21 protein-coding genes are annotated in these 17,817 nt (G+C 69.2%); all 21 read right to left on the bottom strand.

What is annotated here, in order from left to right; all coding sequences use genetic code 11:
- Positions 1-24: 24 nt before the first annotated feature.
- The 21 genes from AB0N22_RS05530 to AB0N22_RS05630 all read right to left on the bottom strand — a co-directional run bounded on the left by AB0N22_RS05530 (position 25) and on the right by AB0N22_RS05630 (position 17,802).
- A complete protein-coding gene (locus AB0N22_RS05530; protein ID WP_364636973.1) occupies positions 25-555 on the bottom strand; it encodes an adenine phosphoribosyltransferase in 531 nt (176 codons plus the stop codon).
- A 73-nt stretch (positions 556-628) separates the two neighbouring features.
- On the bottom strand, positions 629-1,099 hold the full coding sequence (locus tag AB0N22_RS05535; protein ID WP_364636975.1) for a hypothetical protein: 471 nt from the start codon (positions 1,097-1,099) through the stop codon (positions 629-631).
- Between the two features lie 87 nt (positions 1,100-1,186).
- Positions 1,187-2,287 carry a protein translocase subunit SecF gene (gene secF, locus AB0N22_RS05540; protein WP_364636977.1) on the bottom strand — a complete coding sequence of 367 codons (1,101 nt, stop codon included), beginning with the start codon at positions 2,285-2,287 and terminating at the stop codon, positions 1,187-1,189.
- Complete coding sequence (secD, locus tag AB0N22_RS05545) at positions 2,287-3,957, bottom strand: protein translocase subunit SecD (RefSeq protein WP_364636979.1); 1,671 nt, start codon at positions 3,955-3,957, stop codon at positions 2,287-2,289. The genes secF and secD overlap by 1 nt, the downstream gene beginning before the upstream one ends.
- Positions 3,957-4,247 (bottom strand): preprotein translocase subunit YajC, encoded by a 291-nt coding sequence (gene yajC / locus AB0N22_RS05550; protein WP_364636981.1) that lies wholly within the window; start codon positions 4,245-4,247, stop codon positions 3,957-3,959. Before yajC ends, secD begins: the two co-directional genes overlap by 1 nt.
- Positions 4,248-4,373: 126 nt before the next feature.
- Positions 4,374-5,420, bottom strand: a complete 1,047-nt coding sequence (ruvB, locus tag AB0N22_RS05555; protein ID WP_364636983.1) for a Holliday junction branch migration DNA helicase RuvB — start codon at positions 5,418-5,420, stop codon at positions 4,374-4,376.
- Positions 5,420-6,010 carry a Holliday junction branch migration protein RuvA gene (ruvA, locus tag AB0N22_RS05560; protein WP_364636985.1) on the bottom strand — a complete coding sequence of 197 codons (591 nt, stop codon included), beginning with the start codon at positions 6,008-6,010 and terminating at the stop codon, positions 5,420-5,422. The genes ruvB and ruvA overlap by 1 nt, the downstream gene beginning before the upstream one ends.
- Positions 6,007-6,546: a crossover junction endodeoxyribonuclease RuvC gene (gene ruvC / locus AB0N22_RS05565; protein ID WP_364636987.1), complete on the bottom strand. Its 540-nt coding sequence runs from the start codon at positions 6,544-6,546 to the stop codon at positions 6,007-6,009. Before ruvC ends, ruvA begins: the two co-directional genes overlap by 4 nt.
- A 91-nt stretch (positions 6,547-6,637) precedes the next feature.
- The gene (locus tag AB0N22_RS05570; RefSeq protein ID WP_364636989.1) at positions 6,638-7,399 is read right to left on the bottom strand and encodes a YebC/PmpR family DNA-binding transcriptional regulator; all 762 of its coding nucleotides are present in this window, start codon (positions 7,397-7,399) and stop codon (positions 6,638-6,640) included.
- 29 nt (positions 7,400-7,428) lie between these two features.
- Positions 7,429-8,028, bottom strand: coding sequence for a pyridoxal 5'-phosphate synthase glutaminase subunit PdxT (gene pdxT, locus AB0N22_RS05575; RefSeq protein ID WP_364636991.1), 600 nt, complete (start codon positions 8,026-8,028; stop codon positions 7,429-7,431).
- Positions 8,029-8,084: 56 nt separating this feature from the next.
- A complete protein-coding gene (locus AB0N22_RS05580) occupies positions 8,085-9,113 on the bottom strand; it encodes a signal peptidase I (RefSeq protein WP_364636993.1) in 1,029 nt (342 codons plus the stop codon).
- Entirely contained in the window at positions 9,113-9,649 is a 537-nt protein-coding gene (locus AB0N22_RS05585) for a TasA family protein (protein ID WP_364636995.1), read from the bottom strand. The genes AB0N22_RS05580 and AB0N22_RS05585 overlap by 1 nt, the downstream gene beginning before the upstream one ends.
- 61 nt (positions 9,650-9,710) lie before the next feature.
- Complete coding sequence (locus AB0N22_RS05590; protein ID WP_364636997.1) at positions 9,711-10,352, bottom strand: LPXTG cell wall anchor domain-containing protein; 642 nt, start codon at positions 10,350-10,352, stop codon at positions 9,711-9,713.
- Positions 10,349-10,903, bottom strand: a complete 555-nt coding sequence (locus AB0N22_RS05595; protein ID WP_364636999.1) for a signal peptidase I — start codon at positions 10,901-10,903, stop codon at positions 10,349-10,351. The genes AB0N22_RS05590 and AB0N22_RS05595 overlap by 4 nt, the downstream gene beginning before the upstream one ends.
- A 93-nt stretch (positions 10,904-10,996) precedes the next feature.
- The gene (locus AB0N22_RS05600) at positions 10,997-11,521 is read right to left on the bottom strand and encodes an alternate-type signal peptide domain-containing protein (protein WP_364637001.1); all 525 of its coding nucleotides are present in this window, start codon (positions 11,519-11,521) and stop codon (positions 10,997-10,999) included.
- 387 nt (positions 11,522-11,908) lie between these two features.
- Positions 11,909-12,445 (bottom strand): hypothetical protein, encoded by a 537-nt coding sequence (locus AB0N22_RS05605; RefSeq protein ID WP_364637003.1) that lies wholly within the window; start codon positions 12,443-12,445, stop codon positions 11,909-11,911.
- 174 nt (positions 12,446-12,619) lie between these two features.
- Positions 12,620-13,468, bottom strand: coding sequence for a pyridoxal 5'-phosphate synthase lyase subunit PdxS (gene pdxS / locus AB0N22_RS05610; RefSeq protein ID WP_364639231.1), 849 nt, complete (start codon positions 13,466-13,468; stop codon positions 12,620-12,622).
- Between the two features lie 124 nt (positions 13,469-13,592).
- The gene (locus AB0N22_RS05615) at positions 13,593-15,275 is read right to left on the bottom strand and encodes an FAD-dependent oxidoreductase (protein WP_364637005.1); all 1,683 of its coding nucleotides are present in this window, start codon (positions 15,273-15,275) and stop codon (positions 13,593-13,595) included.
- Between the two features lie 2 nt (positions 15,276-15,277).
- A complete protein-coding gene (locus tag AB0N22_RS05620) occupies positions 15,278-16,300 on the bottom strand; it encodes a diiron oxygenase (protein ID WP_364637007.1) in 1,023 nt (340 codons plus the stop codon).
- 159 nt (positions 16,301-16,459) lie between these two features.
- Positions 16,460-17,047 (bottom strand): hypothetical protein, encoded by a 588-nt coding sequence (locus AB0N22_RS05625; RefSeq protein ID WP_364637009.1) that lies wholly within the window; start codon positions 17,045-17,047, stop codon positions 16,460-16,462.
- 146 nt (positions 17,048-17,193) lie between these two features.
- The gene (locus tag AB0N22_RS05630; protein WP_364637011.1) at positions 17,194-17,802 is read right to left on the bottom strand and encodes a sortase; all 609 of its coding nucleotides are present in this window, start codon (positions 17,800-17,802) and stop codon (positions 17,194-17,196) included.
- Positions 17,803-17,817 lie beyond the last annotated feature (15 nt).

The following is a 17,817-nucleotide window of genomic DNA, read 5'->3' on the forward strand; positions in this document are numbered from 1 at the left end:
GTCTGCCTTCCGGAGGACGGGGGTTCAGTACGTACGCAGACTCGCACAGCCGAGGGGCGCCAGGCGATCCTGGCCACCGAGCGCGGCGAGCTCGATCATCACGAGGTTGCCGGCGACGGTGCCGCCGGCCTGGGCGACGAGATCGGCTGCCGCGAGCATCGTGCCGCCCGTGGCGAGGACGTCGTCGACCACCAGCACCCGGGCACCGGGCGCGATGGCGTCGACGTGCATCTCGAGCACCGCCGAGCCGTACTCCAGCTCGTACGACGTGGACAGCGAGGCCGACGGCAGCTTGCCGGCCTTGCGCACCGGGACGAATCCGGCGCCGAGCCGCAGCGCGATGCTGGGCCCGAACAGGAAGCCGCGGGCCTCGATGCCCAGCACGGCGTCGATCGGGCCCACCTGGGCCGCGAGGTCGACCATGCCGTCGATGACTGCTGCGAGCGCCACCGGATCGGCCAGCAGGGGCGTGATGTCGCGGAACGTCACTCCCGGCTGCGGCCAGTCCGCGATCGGGCGCACCAGCTCGTCGATGGTCTCGTCCAGGTCGTTCATGTGCCCTCTCGACTGCTGAATGGCAGCAGGTCCCGCGGGCTCGTGCCCGCGGGACCTGCTCACCGGTTGACTGCTACGAGCTGAGGTCGACCTTGCAGGTCTTCTTCGCGTGCTTCTCGATCGACTTCGACGCCTCGGTGAAGTCGGCGCTGCTGAGCTTGGTCATCTCGCTCGCGAGGCCCGAGAGCTTCGACGGGTCGACGCCCTCGGGCACCTGACCGGCCTGGATCTTCTCGAGATCGGCGAACGTGAGCCCGGCGTCCTTGAGGGCCTTCTCGACCGTGTCGATGGCGCCGTCGAGCTTCTTCCAGTCCTTCTCGATGTCGCTGGGGGCCTCGTCGGCCAGCTTGTGGAACGTCTTGAACGCAGCGTCGAGCTGGCCCAGGTCGCTGCCGGAGGAGAAGTCGTTGAACGTCTTCTCCGCCTTCTTGAGGTCCTTGCAGTAGCTGCTGTCCTCGCCACCGCTGCCGCTGTCGCCGCCGCCACAGGCGCCGAGGGTGCTGGCGAGCAGGACGGCGCCGGCCAAGGCCATGGGAATTCTCATCGGTTCTCCTCAACAAGTGCGACGTAGCTGGGTCGGTCCCAGGCCGCTGGTCAGTGCGTACAGCATGTCACGCGGACGCGGGTCGGACTACGGGTGGCCCTTGCCCCGTTTGGAGCGCGGCTTCCGGGACGGCTGGGTGCGCTTCGAGGCGCCTGAGGCCGCCACGGGACGGTGGGCCGGCGCGGTGGCGACGGCGACCGGCTCGGCCTCCTGCTTCGCGCGCTTGGCCATCACCCGAGCCGCCTGTGCCTTGATGGCGGGCTCTCGCTCCTTGAGCTGTGACACGAAGGGCGTCGCGATGAAGATCGAGGAGTAGGTGCCCGCGAGCATGCCGACGAACAGGGCCAGAGCCAGGTCCTTGAGCGGACCCGTGCCGAGCACGGCGGCACCCGCGACGAGCAGCGCACCGACCGGCAGCAGCGCGGTGATCGAGGTGTTGATCGACCGGACGAGCGTCTGGTTGAGCGCCAGGTTGGCCTGCTCGGCGTACGTCTTGGAGGACGACTTGAGGATCCCCTTGGTGTTCTCCCGCACCTTGTCGAACACCACCACGGTGTCGTAGAGCGAGAATCCCAGGATCGTGAGGAGGCCGGTCACCGTCGCCGGCGTGACCTCGAACCCGGAGAGCGCGTAGACGCCGCCGGTGATCACCAGGTCGTGGGCCAGGGCGACGATCGCACCCAAGGCCATCCGCCACTCGCGGAAGTACGCCCAGATGAACAGCACGACGATCACCAGGAACACGAGGAGCCCGGTCAGCGCCTTGGTGGCCACCTGCTTGCCGTACGTCGGTCCGATGAGGTTCTGGCTCACCTCGGTGGCGCCGGCCTCTTGGAGCGACTCGGTGACCTTGGTGGCCTCGTCCTGCGTGAGCGCACGGGTCTGGAGGCGGATCAGATCGTCACCCGAGGTCTGCACCGTCGGGTCGCCGGCCTCAGGCACGTCGGCGTTCTCGACGGCCTCGACGAGGGCGTCGGACGTGGCCGAGTCGGCTGTCTGGACCTTCGCCGTGAACTCGACGCCACCCTTGAACTCGACGCCGTAGTTGAACCCCCGGAACACGAATGCGAGTGCCGCGACGACGAGGATGACCGCCGAGACCGCGTAGAACAGCTTGCGCCGACCCACGAAGTTGAACGAGACGCGGCCCTCGTAGAGGCTCTGCCCGAACGTGCTGATGCGGCCCATCAGTTGCTCCTTCCCACGGTTCCGGCTTCGGTGCGGGCGATCTCGGAGACCTTGCGGCCCGAGATGCCCAGGTGCCCCGCGTCGAGCCCGGAGAGCTTGTGACCCTGACCGAAGAACTTCGTGCGGGCCAGGATCGACACCAGCGGCTTGGTGAAGAAGAACACGACGAACACGTCGATCAGCGTCGTCAGGCCGAGCGCGAACGCGAAGCCGCGGACCACGCCGATCGCGAAGATGAACAGCGTCAGGGCCGCGAGGATCGACACGGCATCGGCGGCCAGGATCGTGTTCCGGGCCCGCACCCAGCCTGCCTCGACAGCAAGGCGCAGCGACTTGCCGTCGCGCACCTCGTCGCGGATGCGCTCGAAGAACACGATGAACGAGTCCGCCGTGATGCCGATCGCCACGATGAGTCCGGCGATGCCGGGGAGGGTCAGGGTGAAGCCCATCCCCTTGCCGAGCAGCAGCACCATGACGTACGTCAGCGCGGTCGCCACGAGCAGCGAGCCGATGATCACGAGGCCCAGGCCGCGGTAGTAGAACAGGCAGTAGAGCACCACCAGGACCAGGCCGATGACGCCGGCCAGGAGGCCCGCGTCGAGCTGCGTGCCGGCGAGCGACGGACCGATCTCCTCGCTGCCGTTGACGCCGAACGTCAGCGGGAGGGCGCCGTACTTGAGCTGGTTGGCGAGCGCCTTGGAGGTCGTGGCGGTGAAGTCGCCCTGGATCTGGGACTTGCCGTTGCGGAAGTGACCGTTGGTCGTGGGCGAGCTGAGGATCTCGCCGTCGAGCACGATCGCGAACTTGCTCCCCTGCTCGTTGCCGGCCTGCTGCTGCTGGAAGAGCGCGTTGGTCACGGTGTCGAAGGTCTTCTTGCCCTCGCCTTTCATCGTGATCGCGACGACCCAGTTGACCTGCTGCTGCGGGAGCTCGGCGTTGGCGCTCTTGACGTCGGTGCCCTCGATGATCGTCGGGCTGAGGATCTGCACCTCGCCGGTCGACGAGTCACACGTCACGAGGGGCTTGCTGGAGACGTCGTCGACCGCGACGTCCTTGGTGCACTGGAAGCCCTTGGCCTGCGCCTGCAGGGCGGCGATGCCGGCCTGGTACTCCTTGGGCAGGGTGTCGAGACCCGTCGTCTCGGCCTTGATCATCTGGTCGAGCGTCAGCTTGGACCAGTCGACCTTGTCGACGACGGCCTGCTGCTTGGCGGTGTCGGTCGCCGCCTTGGGGGCGCTGGCGAGCCCGCCGACCCACACGAGTCGGAAGCGGAGCTGGGCGGTTCGGCCGACCTCGTCGACGATCCCGGCGCGCCGCTCACCCGGGATCTCGATGATGACCTGGTTGCTGCCCTGTGTCGTGACCTCGGCCTCGCTCACGCCGGTCGCGTTGACGCGCTGGTCGATGATGTCGCGAGCCTGGTCGAGCTTGGCCTGGGTGACCTTGCCGTCGGTCGACTTGGCCTCCAGCGTGATGCGGGTGCCGCCCTCGAGGTCCAGGCCGAGCCGGGGCTGCCAGGCGCTGTCGTCGCTCTTCTTGTTGTTGAGGTCGATCAGGGCCACGAGGCCGTAGAGCGCGATGATCGCCGCGAGGAAGATCACCAGCGTGCGCCGCGGACGGGGCAGGTTGCCCGCCGCCTTGACGCCGCGGTTCCTGGGGTTGGTCGCCATCAGTCCTCGACACCCGTCTCGGGAGCGACCTCGGGCTGGATGACCTGCGCCACGGCCTGGCGCTTGACCGTCACGACGGTGTTGGCGGCGACGCGGAGCTCGATGGTCTCGTCCCCGACCGACACGATGTCACCGAAGATGCCGCTCGCGATCATGACGCGCGCACCGGGGGCCAGCTCGCCCTGCACCTTCAAGAACTCCTGCTGGCGGGCTCGTGCGGGCCGGAGCACCAGGAAGAAGAACGCGAGGATGATGAGGAGTAGCGGCAGGAGGACGCTGAAGTTTTCCACGGGTGATGCTCCAGGATGAGGATGAGGTCGCCGCCTGCGGGCGGCCTTGGCCGAAGGCCATCGGGAAGTTTAGCCCCCCGCAGCCAGCATCGTGCCGTGGCTCACGTCTTGACCATCCCTGACGGTTCAGCGCGGGTCGTCGTCGAGCGGCAGCTGGTCGAGGGTAGCCGGGACGGCGAGCCCCAGGTGTCGCCATGCACCTGGTGTGGCGACCCGACCACGCGGGGTGCGCGCGAGGAACCCGAGGCGTACGAGGAAGGGCTCGGCGAGCTCCTCGACGGTCTCGCGCTCCTCGCCGACAGCAACGGCCAGCGTGGAGATGCCGACCGGGCCACCACCGAAGCTGCGGCACAACGCGTCGAGCACCGCCCGGTCGAGCCGGTCGAGCCCGAGGTCGTCGACCTCGTAGAGCGCCAAGGCATCGCGAGCCACCGTGTGGTCGACGACTCCCCCGGCCCGCACCTCGGCGAAGTCACGCACGCGACGCAGCAGCCGGTTGGCGATCCGTGGCGTCCCGCGGGACCGTGAGGCGATCTCCCGGCCGCCGTCCTCGGTCACCTCGAGCCCGAGCAGTCCCGCCGAGCGGTCGACGATGCGGTGCAGCTCGGGAGCCGCGTAGTAGTCGAGCTGTGCCGTGAACCCGAACCGGTCGCGCAACGGGCTCGGCAGCAGTCCGGCGCGGGTCGTCGCGCCCACCACGGTGAAGGGCGGGATCTCGAGCGGGATCGCCGTGGCGCCCGGCCCCTTGCCGACGATGACGTCGACGCGGAAGTCCTCCATCGCCATGTAGAGCAGCTCTTCGGCCGGCCGCGACATGCGGTGGATCTCGTCGATGAACAGCACGTCGCCCTCGTTGACCCCCGACAGGATCGCCGCGAGGTCTCCTGCGTGCTGGATCGCCGGACCACTCGTGATGCGCAGCGGAGCGGCGAGCTGGTGGGCGATGATCATCGCGATCGTGGTCTTGCCGAGGCCCGGAGGTCCCGACAGCAGCACGTGGTCGGGCGTACGTCCGCGCGCCACGGCCGCCTCGAGCATCAGCGAGAGCTGCTCGCGCACCCGCTCCTGGCCGATCAGCTCCGCGAGGGTGCGCGGGCGCAGCGCCGCCTCGAACGCCCGGTCCTCAGGACCGGCCTCGGCGACGATCGCCTCGAACTCTTCTCGCTCGTCCATCAGCGGGCCTTGGACAGCGTGCGGAGTGCGTCACGCAGGGCGGTCGAGACGTCCGGGGTCGAGCCGGGCTCGAGCTCGGCGGCCACACGCTCGAGGGCGGAGTCGGCGTCGCGCGCCGACCAGCCGAGGCCGAGCAGGGCCTCGTGCACCTGGTCGCGCCACGCCGGCGCTCCGGTGGCGGCGATCGTGGCGACCCCGACGCGGTCCTTGAGCTCGACGACGATGCGTTCGGCCCCCTTGCGGCCGATGCCGGGCACCGAGGTCAGCGTCGCGAGGTCGCCCTGGCCGATCGCCTGGCGGAGCCGATCGGGATCGAGCACCGCGAGCATCGCCTGGGCGACCCTGGGCCCGACGCCACTGGCGGTCTGCACGAGCTCGAACATGTCGCGCTCGTCGGTGCTGGCGAAGCCGAAGATCGTCAGGGAGTCCTCGCGGACGACCATCGACGTCGAGAGCTGGACCTCGTGGCCGATGCGCAACGAGGCGATGGTGCCGGGCGTGCACATGACCTGCATGCCGACTCCCCCGACGTCGATGACGGCGGACGTGAGGGTGACAGCAGCGACCGGACCGCGTACGTGGGCGATCATCGGGCCACCGTGCCGGTGGTGCGTGCCGACTGGGCCTCGACCGCGGCCTGCAGCCGGGTCTGGGCTCCCCCGCGCCAGATGTGGCAGATCGCGAGCGCCAGGGCGTCGGCGGCATCGGCGGGTGTCGGGGCCGACGTCAGCCGGAGCAGCCGGGTGACCATCTGGGTCACCTGGGCCTTGTCGGCGCGGCCGCTGCCGGTCACGGCGGCCTTGACCTCGCTGGGCGTGTGCAGGTGGACCGGGATGCCGTGGCGCGCAGCCACGACCATCGCGACACCGCTGGCCTGCGCCGTGCCCATGACCGTACGGACGTTGTGCTGGCTGAAGACGCGCTCGACGGCCACCACGTCGGGCCGGTGCTCGAGGACGCTCACCTCGATCTGCTGCTCGAGCTGGTGCAGCCTGCGGGCGATGTCGAGGTCGGGCGGGGTGCGACAGACGCCGACGTGCACCATCGTCAGGGCGCGGCCGACCGTGCCGTCCACGACCCCGACGCCGCAACGGGTGAGGCCCGGGTCGATCCCCAGAACCCTCACGTGCCGACCTCCGTGCATACCGAACGCATGTTCGACAGCCTAGACGGCCCCCCGGCCCGCGCGAAGGCGACTCGCCGGGGCGGACGACGGGCTACTGGACCTGGGCCATGACCTCGTCGGAGGCGTCGAAGTTGGCGAACACGCTCTGCACGTCGTCGCTGTCCTCGAGCGCGTCGATCAGGCGCATGACCTTGGTCGCCGCGTCGACGTCGACCTCGACGGTCACGGTCGGCACGAACGACGCATCGGCCGAGTCGTAGTCGAGCCCGGCCTCCTGGAGGGCCGTGCGCACGGCGACCAGGTCCGTCGCCTCGCAGATGACCTCGAACGAGCCGTCGAGATCGTTGACCTCCTCGGCGCCGGCGTCGAGGACCGCCATCAGGACGTCGTCCTCGTTGGTCTCGCCGCCCTCCTGCTCGGCCGGCACCATGATGACGCCCTTGCGATGGAACATGTACGACACCGAACCCGGGTCGGCCATCGTGCCGCCGTTGCGGGTCATCGCGGTCCGGACCTCCATCGCCGCCCGGTTGCGGTTGTCGGTGAGGCACTCCACGAGCAGCGCGACGCCGCCGGGAGCGTAGCCCTCGTACATGATCGTGATGTAGTCGACCGCGTCGTCACCGACACCGCCGCCGCGCTTGACCGCACGGTCGATGTGGTCCTTGGGGACCGACGACTTCTTGGCCTTCTGGATCGCGTCGTAGAGCGTCGGGTTGCCCTCGGGATCGGGACCGCCGATGCGGGCCGCGACCTCGATGTTCTTGACCATCTTGGCGAACATCTTGCCGCGCTTGGCGTCGACGATGGCCTTCTTGTGCTTCGTCGTCGCCCACTTGGAGTGGCCTGACATGGGATGCCCCTTCTTTACGACTGCTTGGTCTACGACTGCTTGACGAGGTCGACGAAGTAACGGTGGATGCGATCGTCGTTGCCGACCTCGGGGTGGAACGACGTCGCCATGAGGTTGTCCTGGCGAACGGCCACGATTCTACCGGCGGCCTCGCCGGTCGGGACCGTCGCGAGGGCATCGACCTGCGGGCCGAGCGACTCGACCCACGGTGCACGGATGAACACGGCGTGCACGGGCTCGCCGAACCCCCCGAACGCGATGTCGCCCTCGAAGGAGTCGACCTGGCGCCCGAAGGCGTTGCGCCGGACCGTGATGTCCAGGCCGCCGAGCGTCTCCTGACCGGCGATGCCGTCCTCGATGCGGTCGGCCAGCATGATCATGCCCGCACAGGTGCCGAAGGTCGGCATGCCGCCGCGAATGCGCTCGACGAGCGGCTCGAACAGCTCGAACGATCGGGCGAGCTTGTACATCGTCGTCGACTCGCCGCCCGGCAGCACCAGAGCGTCACAGCGCTCGAGCTCCTCGGGCCGCCGCACCGTGAAGGCGGGCACGCCCAGGTCCGCGAGGACACGGACGTGCTCGCGGACGTCGCCCTGCAGGGCGAAGACACCGATCGACGGGGAAGCCACCGTACGAGCCTACCGGCGCGCCGGACGGTCCCGGAGGACGCGTCCGGCACCACCGGTCAGTTCGGCGTGCAGGTGCGGTTGCCGCCGTTGCCCTGGTACTTGTAGACGTTCGACGGCGCCGACTCGACGCCGTTGACGACAGAGACGATCCACAGGGTGCCCGTCTTGTTGTTGACCGCAGCAGCAAGGTCGACGGGTCCGCGAACGGTCCCGTCGAACGTGACCGTGGGGGGCGCTCCGGCACCTGCGAACTTGACCCGGAAGATGTCGGGGTTGCCCAGGTTGGCGGGATAGGTCCAGGTCAGGAAAGTCTCGGAGTTGCCGCTCCCGGGCTGGCACACCGTGATGGTCGGCGGCGTCGGCGGTGCGGCCGGCCGGCTGAAGGTGCCGGACGTCATCGATGCGCTGTCGGTGTAGTACGCCTGGGTCTGTGCGCCACTGAACACGCCGGTCACGCACGTGCCGACGACCGTCACGGCGACCGCCGAGAGTGCCTTGCGGGTGCCTCCGCCCTTCCGCCTCGACCGCGGGTTGCCGGGGCGGAAGACCGTCAGCAGGACCACGCCGACCAGCAGACCGCCCGCGAAGATCCCGATCGGACCCGACACGAACGACACGACGTAGCCGGCCTTGGGGACGTCGAACAGGAGTCGAGGCGCCGACTCCACGACGTACACCTTCTCGTCGGCGACCTTGTTGGCGTCGCCCTTGAGCACCAGCGTCGCCTTCTCGCCGGAGAAGCTGATGTCCTGGATGCGGTGCGTGACGCGCACACCCTCCCCGGTGCGGACCGTCACGACGTCACCGACCGCGAGGTCCGAGGCGGGCACCGTGCGGGCGATGCCGAGCGCACCGGTGTCGACGGCCGGGGCCATCGAGCCGGACTCGAAGACCACGGGCCTGACGTCGTAGACCAACGCCGCAGCGGTGCTCGCGAGGCACAGCACGCCGAGGACGGCGCCGACCGTGAGCGCGACCTCCTTGAGGGCGCGCAGGGAGAACACCGCACGACGACGGCCCTTCCTCCGCTCGGCCCTGGTCTCGGAGTTCTGCACGGAGACGAGCCGCATCTTGGGCTCTCTCATTACGGGGCTCCGACCTGCTTCGCGTTGAAGGTGAAGGATGCCGTCGTCGACTGGCCCTGGCCCGTGGTGGCGGCCGCCGGGATCGACGCGCTGACGCAGAAGTTCTCGCTCGCACTGGACGCGAGCGGTCGGTTGGTGGCGATGACGGCGGTGTTGCCGGCACCCAGCGAGCCGTTGAAGGTCTGCGTGCCGCCCGTGCAGGTGCCGCCGGAGACCGTGCCGCCGGGAACCACGCGGAAGACCAACGTGGAGTTCAGCGCCCCGGGTGCCGTCCCGGTCGCCGTGTAGGTGAAGTCGAGCGAGCCCGCGTTGCGCACGGCGACGACCGCTGCCTTGGAGTCACCGGGCTGCATGTTGGTCATCGCGAAGTCCGTGGTGAATGCGGCAGGATCGTTGTCGACGCCCGGCGCCGGCGAGCCCAGCTTGATGTCGAGGTTGCCGGCCGTGAACGTGCCACCTGCGAGGGTCGCACTGTCGGTCCAGTACGCCAGTGTGCCGACTGCGCCGAAGCCGAGCACGACGCCGAGACTGAGCACGGCACGAACGGGAGTCGACCGAAGGCCCCTCCCCGCGCGGCGGAGTCGAGATGTGGAGTGCTTAGCCATGGGAGGCTCCCTCTGGTTGAGTGCGTCGTCGTGAGATGAGTGCGGCACCGCTGCCGATGCCGATGGCGGCCAGGGCTGCGAGCCACAAGGGCGCCTGGGCCCCGGTGTCGGGCAGCAGGCCGTTGTCGTCGTTGTCGTCTTCGCCGTCGCCGACGACCGCTGAGGTCTGTCGGAGGTTGATGCGGAAGTTCAGGTCGCTCGAGAGCAGCTGCGTCTCGTTCGTCGACGCCGCGTCGAATGCGACCGTGATGGTCACCGGAACGATCTCGTTCGCCTCGACGCCGGGGATCGTCAGCAGCCGGTGCTCGTCCTTGTCGGACACGGTGGTCGAGGTCCCACCGCTGGTGGCGGTGACGTCCAGATCGCCCGAGTCCATCAGGGCGCTGACCTCTTCGCCGAGGATGTCGACCGTGAGGCGGGCGGTCGTCCCGCCCTGGTTGCGGACGTAGAACGTCTCGCTCTCGACGTCGCTGGGAACCCACAGGAAGGCCGGGTCGAACAACGGGCCGCCGAGCGAGGGCGCGAATGTGACGCCGTCGCGGCTGAGGCCGATCTCGTCTGCGGCGGATGCCGGTGGGGCGACGACGAGCACGAGACCGATGGCGAGAACGAAGGACAGCGCGAGCTTCCTCATGCTGCGACCTCCGTCTTGCGCCGGGACGCCCGCGGCGACCGCGAGTCGGTGGCCGCCGACACCAGCATGAACGCGGCGTACAGCAGCAGACCTGAGCCGGCCGTGACCACCGCGGCCTGGTGCTGGCTCTTGTCGAGCAGGGTGTTGGCGCGACCGATGACCGGCACCGAGTACCAGAGCTTGCCGCGGATCTGCTCGGCGCGGACCTGCTCACGGTCGGGTGCGTTGTTGTCGTCGCCCTTGGTGAAGAACCGGGGCGTGCCGTCATCGGCGACCGTACGCGCGGTGACCCGGTGGGTCGCCACGGCCGGTTCGCCGGGCTTGATCTGGAAGGTGATCACGTCGCCGATCTCGATCTGGTCCATGGGGGTCGGCTTCACGACGACGAGCGTGCCCTGGGGCAGCGTCGACTTCATGGAGCCGGTGAGGATCGTGTACGGCGTTCCGCCGCCGAGCCTGGGAATCAGGACGCACACGGCGAGGACAGCGAGCATCGCGAAGATGACGAACCAGGAGACGACCTGGCCGATCCATCCTGCGGTGCTCTTCATGAGTTCCTCGTGTCGCGTGGTCGTGCTGTGGGTTCCCGCGCGTTGGGGTGCCGGCGGCTGCCGGCACCCCAAGCCCGGAAGGGATGACTCAGCTCAGTCGTGGACCTGGGTGAGCGCCACGGCGTAGTCGGACAGCGTGGCCGACTGTCCCTGCGTCTCGTTGCCCGAGGTCTCGTTGAACGTCACCGTGACGGTCAACGTGACGGCGTCGCCGTCGTTGGCCTCGGTGATCTCGGTGATCCCCGAGGTCCCGCCGATCGTGGCGTCCGACTCAACCGTGACGTACGGCTCGGCCTCGTCGTTGAGCTCGGCGCCCGTCACGCCGACCGTGGCGCGCAGGTGCTCGCCGGTCGCGATGATGTTGGCCGTGCACGTCTGGGTGATCGAGTCGCCCGGCACGAACAGCGTGTCGTCATCGACGACCACGCCGGCGTCGTCCTCGTCGTCGTCGAGGGTCCAGTCGGAGCACTCGGTGTCGACGAGCTTGAGCTCGCCGGCCGTGAACGTTCCGCCGGGGAGGTCGATGTCGGCGCTCCAGAAGGCGAGCGTGCCTGCGCCGCCGAGGAGCAGGATGCCGGCCGCGGCAGCCGCCACAGCACCCTTGGTGGATTTCTTCATGTGGGAGTCCCATCCGGGTCGGCGCAACCCTTCAGTCGCGCGCTTCATGCCCCCACAAACGAGACGGAGGTCCCGAGGACACTGCGACACCCGAAAAATCATCCGAAAGAACTAGTGGTCGCTCCCGGTGGGATGGCGCCCCGTCGGACGACGGCGGCAGCGTGAGAGACGAATCTCCAGGGGATACGCCACCGCCGCCGCCGCTCCCTCTCGGATTCCCTCCCGAGTGGGTCGACGGAGGTCAGCACGCCGACGACGCAGAGCGTCGGTCAGGTTGTGCTCCCTCTGTTCACCGCCGCACCCGTGTGAGGCACTCCCATACCTCGAGCACGACGATGACCAAATCATACGCGGTGCGAGAACAAATCCCCACTCGCGACCGTGACGTCAGGCGCGTCGGGTCCCGCCCAGCCTGCGTCGAGGCACGAACACGACAAACACTAGGCAGGTGACGAACACGCCGCCGATGCCGATCGCGAGGAGACCGTCCAGTGGGCCGAACACGTAGCCCAGAACTGGGATCGAGGCGAAGACCCGCTCGACCCGCGTCACGTCGTACGTCTCGGCGTCGGGAACGGGACGGTCGTCGGCCTGCAACGTCAGCCGGATGCTGCTGCCGAAGGGCTCGACCTCGACGACGCGATGCGTGATCCGTGCGCCGCTGCGGTCGGAGACGCTCACCACGTCGCCCTCGTCGATCTCGCCCGCCGAGACGGTGCGCGCGAGGGCGAGGTCGCCTGAGCCGATGGCGGGTGACATCGAGTCCGACCCGAACGCGATGGGGGTCACGCCGAAGGCAGCAGCAAATCCCGCCGCCAGCAGACAGACGCCGCCAAGTGCGGCGCCGACGTTGATCGAGGCCGTACGCCAGAAGCCGCTGGTGCGCGGACCGGACCTGGCCCTGCGTCGTCCCGCCTGCGGCATGCGCGTCCCTTCGGGTCTCCCGCCCGGCGAAGACTCTATCCGCCGACGCGCACGCCCCAGGACACCCAGCACCCGTCCAGCTGCTCAGCCATGGTGACGCGCGCAGCGAGGAGGAGCGGCCGGGCGAAGCCCGGGCTGCGACGAAGTCGCAGGTGCGGCGGAGCCGCGCACCGCCTACCAGCCGCGCTCAGCCAGACGGTGGGGCTCGGGGATGTCGTCGACGTTGATGCCGACCATGGCCTCGCCGAGGCCGCGCGAGACCTTGGCGATCACGTCGGGGTCGTCGAAGAACGTCGTGGCCTTGACGATGGCCTCGGCGCGCTGGGCCGGGTTGCCGGACTTGAAGATGCCCGAGCCGACGAACACGCCCTCGGCGCCGAGCTGCATCATCATCGCCGCGTCGGCCGGGGTGGCGATCCCACCGGCAGTGAACAGCACGACCGGGAGCTTGCCGTTCTCGGCCACTTCCTTGACCAGCTCGTAGGGCGCCTGCAGGTCCTTGGCGGCGACGAAGAGCTCGTCCTCGGACAGCGAGCCGAGACGGCGGATCTGCGCACGGATCTGGCGCATGTGGGTCGTCGCGTTGGAGACGTCGCCCGTGCCGGCCTCGCCCTTGGAGCGGATCATGGCCGCGCCCTCGGTGAGCCGGCGCAGCGCCTCGCCGAGGTTGGTCGCACCGCAGACGAACGGCACGGTGAACTGCCACTTGTCGATGTGGTTGGCGTAGTCGGCGGGCGTGAGGACCTCGGACTCGTCGATGTAGTCGACGCCGAGGGACTGCAGCACCTGGGCCTCAACGAAGTGCCCGATGCGAGCCTTGGCCATCACCGGGATCGAGACGGCCTCGATGATGCCGTCGATCAGGTCGGGGTCCGACATGCGGGCGACACCGCCCTGCGAGCGGATGTCGGCGGGCACGCGCTCGAGCGCCATGACGGCGACCGCTCCGGCGTCCTCGGCGATCTTGGCCTGCTCGGCGTTGACGACGTCCATGATGACGCCGCCCTTGAGCATCTCTGCCATGCCGCGCTTGACCCGCGACGTGCCGACCGTGGTTGCTTCGTTGCTCACTGCAGTGTCCTTTGATGTGCTCAGGTGATCAGTCCCATCCTACTCGTGGCAAGGCCTGCCCAACGCGCCGGACGGATCATGGACGCGCGCCCCGGGAACGCGCCAGCGCGCGCTTCTTGTGACGCGGCTCCAGTTCGGGGACCGCGGCGGAGAGCATGTCCTCGATGCGCGTGAGCTTGCGGCGTGGTCGTCCCTGGCGCGCGCCCTCGAATTGTTCGGCCCGGTCGATCGCCCGCCACCCGCGGAGGTCGACGACACCCGGTGCGCGCGACCGCACCAACGTCGCGAACGCGCCGCTCGGCCGGGCCGGCTCGGCCAGCAGGCCGGCGTTGAAGTCGGCGATCAGGTGCTCGACGGTCTCCTGCGCGCACGTCTTGTTGGTGCCGATGAAGCCGGTGGGGCCGCGTTTGATCCACCCCGCGACGTACGTGCCTGGAGTGCCATCGACCCGGCCACCGGAATTCGGGACCACTCCCGCCACCGCGTCGAAGGGGATTCCAGCCACTGCCACGCCGCGGTAGCCGATCGCTCGCAGCACGAGTCCGGTCGCGATGGTCGCGGTGTCCTCGGTCGGCACGCCACGCGCGACGCCGGCCTCGATCACCAGCTCGTTGCGTCGGACCACCAGGCCGGAGACGCGCTCGTCCCCCGACACGGCGACCGGCGAGGTCGTGAAACGGAACACGATGCGCCTGTTGCCGGGACGCCGTGGTCGCGCAGCGGCCGCCCGCAACGCAGACAGCTTCTGGCCCACCGTGACGTTGTCGACGCGCTGGGCCAGGTCTGCGCCCTCGACCTCTATGTCGACGTCGTCGCGGCCGAGCAGCCCGATCAGCTCGGGCAGGGTGAACGCGGCCTCTGCGGCACCACGGCGCCCCAGCAGCACGACCTCACGTACGGCGCTGGCGCGCAACGCCTCGAGGGCGTGGTCGGCAATGTCGGTGGTCGCGAGCTCGGCCGGGTCCATGGTCAGGATCCGGGCGACGTCGAGGGCGACGTTGCCGTTGCCGACAATGACGGCGCGCTCGCCGCTCAGGTCGTAGACGTCGTCAGCGTGCTCGGGATGGCCGTTGTACCAAGCGACGAAGTCGGTCGCGGTGGCGCTGCCGGGCAGCTGCTCCCCCGGGATCCCGAGCGCGCGGTCCTGCGAGGCACCGGTGGCATAGACGACCGCGTGATGGTGCTCGAGGAGCTCGTCGTGGCTCACGTGGGTGCCGACCTCGACGTTGAGGTGGTAGTCGAAGCCGTGCTGGTCCTCGATCTGGCGCAGCAGGCCGCCGATCGACTTCGTGTGCTGGTGGTCGGGAGCGACGCCCGCGCGCACGAGGCCGTGCGGAGTGGGCAGGCGGTCGATCACCGAGACCGTCACGCCCGGCCGCTTGAGCAGCTCGTCGGCGGCGTAGAGCGCGGCCGGCCCCGACCCGACGATCGCCACCCTCAGGTCACCACGCTGCGGGTTCTTCGCCAGGACCGGCATGACCGGTGCCTGAGCAGGATGGCTGCGCCCTGACTCGTGGAACAGAGCATTGACCTCGACGAAGGGCAGCTGCGACTCCTGCAGCTTGGTGTCCGGGACGATGGCACCCACGGGACAGGCACCGACGCACGCACCGCAGTCGACGCACGAGACCGGATCGATGTAAAGCATCTCGGCCAGGCCGAAGTCGGCCTCGTCCGGCGTCGGGTGGATCGCGTTGACCGGGCAGGCGAAGACGCACGAGGCGTCGCCGCAACATGCCTGCGTGACGACATGAGCCACGTCTACACCTGGGAGAACGCGACGGGCGGCTCGCTGCGGTAGCGCGAGGGCCGGCCGTCGATGCGGCACAGCTTCCACATCCAACGGGCCAGGCGGTTCTCTCGCAGGCCTGCCTGGTCGGCCAGCATGCGCACGTCGCCGAACAGCTCCTGGAGGCGTTCGCGGGACGCCGGCGACTTCCAGTACAGCTCCTTCATGACCTTGCGCGGGATGCCGAACTTCTTGCGGAACGCCTTCGGCGGCACCATGATGACGTCGCACAGGACACGCATGATGACCGGGAACAGCAGCGAGATCAGGAGCTTCTCGGCCCGTCCGAGGCGCGGAGCGTTGCGCCGGATGTAGTGGTGCGCGAACGAGATGTGCCGCGCCTCCTCGGCGACGTGGATCTCCATGATCCGCGAGAGGACGGGAGGCAGGTCCTTGCCACTGCGCAGGATGCCCTTCTGAGTGTGGTCGATGGGCTCCTCGCCCGCCAGCACGCCGATGAAGAAGCCGTACGGGACGGTGGATCCGGCCAGGGGCAGCAGCCACGCAACACGGCGCATGAGCCACGGCATGCCCGGTACGTCGGCGCCGATCCGGTTGACCGTCTCCTGGAACATCTGCGTGTGATGGCACTCCTCGGTCGCCTCGTGCGTGAGGTAGCGGTACTCCGGCGAGCCGTTCGGCAGCGTGAAGACGTACTGCATGATGCCGCGGATCAGGATGTTCTCGAACTGCAGGCCCACCTTGAGGATGTTCGCCTGGCGCCACTGCCCGATCTCGATCTGCCGCGCCAGGGGCTGCGCCTGGTACCACGGGTGCGCGCCGAGCGGATCGACGTCCGTCGGCAGCACCCAGCGCGGATCGTCCGGCTCGACCTGGAAGTCCGGATCGTCCCACGGCACGTCGATGAAGGCGTCGAAGTGCCGGTCGACCGATGCCTGTGACAGTCCCTCGAGGATGTCCGCATACTGCTCCGGCGTCACGTCGACCGGGATGTCGGGCAGCTCTGCTTCGGGGTGGTCAAGGGTTTGGGACATCAAGCGCTCCTCGTGTGCGGTGGTGCTGTCAGGATGCGCCATACCGAAGGTATGTGTCAACGACGATGTTACATAGGGCGTGTCGCATACCGGGCGTGTCGCGAAGCAGCAGGGCCTCGCACCCCCCGGGACGGTGCGAGGCCCTGCTGCTGTGCTGGGTCAGGCGTTGCTGCCCGTACGCCTGCGAGCCGCGAACGCGACTCCCGAGGCGGTGACGGCCAGGCCGCCGGCGAACAGCCAGGCGAGGTCGAGCCCGCCGTCCTGCTGCTGCTCGGCCGCGAGACCCGCGTCGACGCGGTTCGGGACCGTGAAGGTGTCGGCGGCGGGAACCGTCTCGTTGCCACCAGCGTTGCCACCCTTCGGCGTGTCGCCACCCTTGTCGCCGGGAGCTTCCGGGTCCTTCGGCTTCGGCGCGTCCAAGAGGTCGCCGGGGCCCTTGGGTCCGTCAGGCTTCGGGGCGTCCGAGAGGTCGCCCGGACCCTTGGGTCCGTCAGGCTTCGGGGCGTCCGAGAGGTCGCCCGGACCCTTGGGCTGGGTGGGCTTCGGCGCCGGGGCCAGGTCGCCGGGACCCTTGGGCTGGGTCGGCTTCGGGGCCGGCGCGATGTCGAGGTCGGGCGTCGGATCGGCCTTCGGCTGGACGATGATGACCGGGCCGGGCTCGGTTGCCATGGCTGCGGCCGGGACCATCGTCGCGGCGACGGTCGCCAGCGGGGCGGCGATGATCAGGTTGCGGATCGTGCTGTTCATGTCGGTTCTCCTTGGTCGGTGCTGCATTGGCGTGGTGATGTCGGTGGTGTTGCTTGCTCAGAGGTAGGAGCACGGTGCCCTCGGCGTTCTTGCAACTTTTTTGGATTCTTTTTTCGAGGAGCGCGTGCGGGACGCATCGCCGCAGGTCAGAAGGCCAGGCGGGCGTAGACGATCGTGTTGTCGGGATACATCCGCGTGACCGGATCGGGCTTGCCGCCGCACGTGATCAGGCGCAGGACGGGCACCTCGGTGTCGTTCCAGATGCGCTCGTGCGGCAACGCGTCCTTGGCGGCCTGCTCCACGGACTCGACGACGAAGACCGCCCTGCCGTCCGTCCGCTCGACCGTGACGCGGTCCCCCGGCTCGAGCTCGTGCAGCCGCGCGAAGACGTCGTCACCGGCCGGACCGTGGACGTGCGCCACCAGGACCGCGGGTCCCGCGGCGCCGGGACGGGGCCCGACGTCGTACCAGCCTGCGTCGCCGAAGTCGGGCGTCTGCATCGCGCCGTCAGGCTTGAGCCCGACACCGTGAAGTCGTTCGTCCACGCCGATGGTCGGGATCGCCAGCCGGGTCGGCTTCCCGACCGGTCCGGCCTCGTGGGGCACGACGACGGGCGTCGGGGCCGGCTGGGGGGCCGGGACCGCGACGGGCGCCACGGCGACCCTGCGCTCAGGCTCGGTCGTGCTGCCGGTCAGGCCGGACAGGACGGCCCATGCCGTCGCGGTGATGAGGATCGTGCGGACGATGCGATTCATGCCAGGTGCCTCCGG

Origin of the sequence: Aeromicrobium sp. NPDC092404 (assembly GCF_040684095.1) — a bacterium.
Classification (GTDB): Bacteria; Actinomycetota; Actinomycetes; order Propionibacteriales; family Nocardioidaceae; genus Aeromicrobium.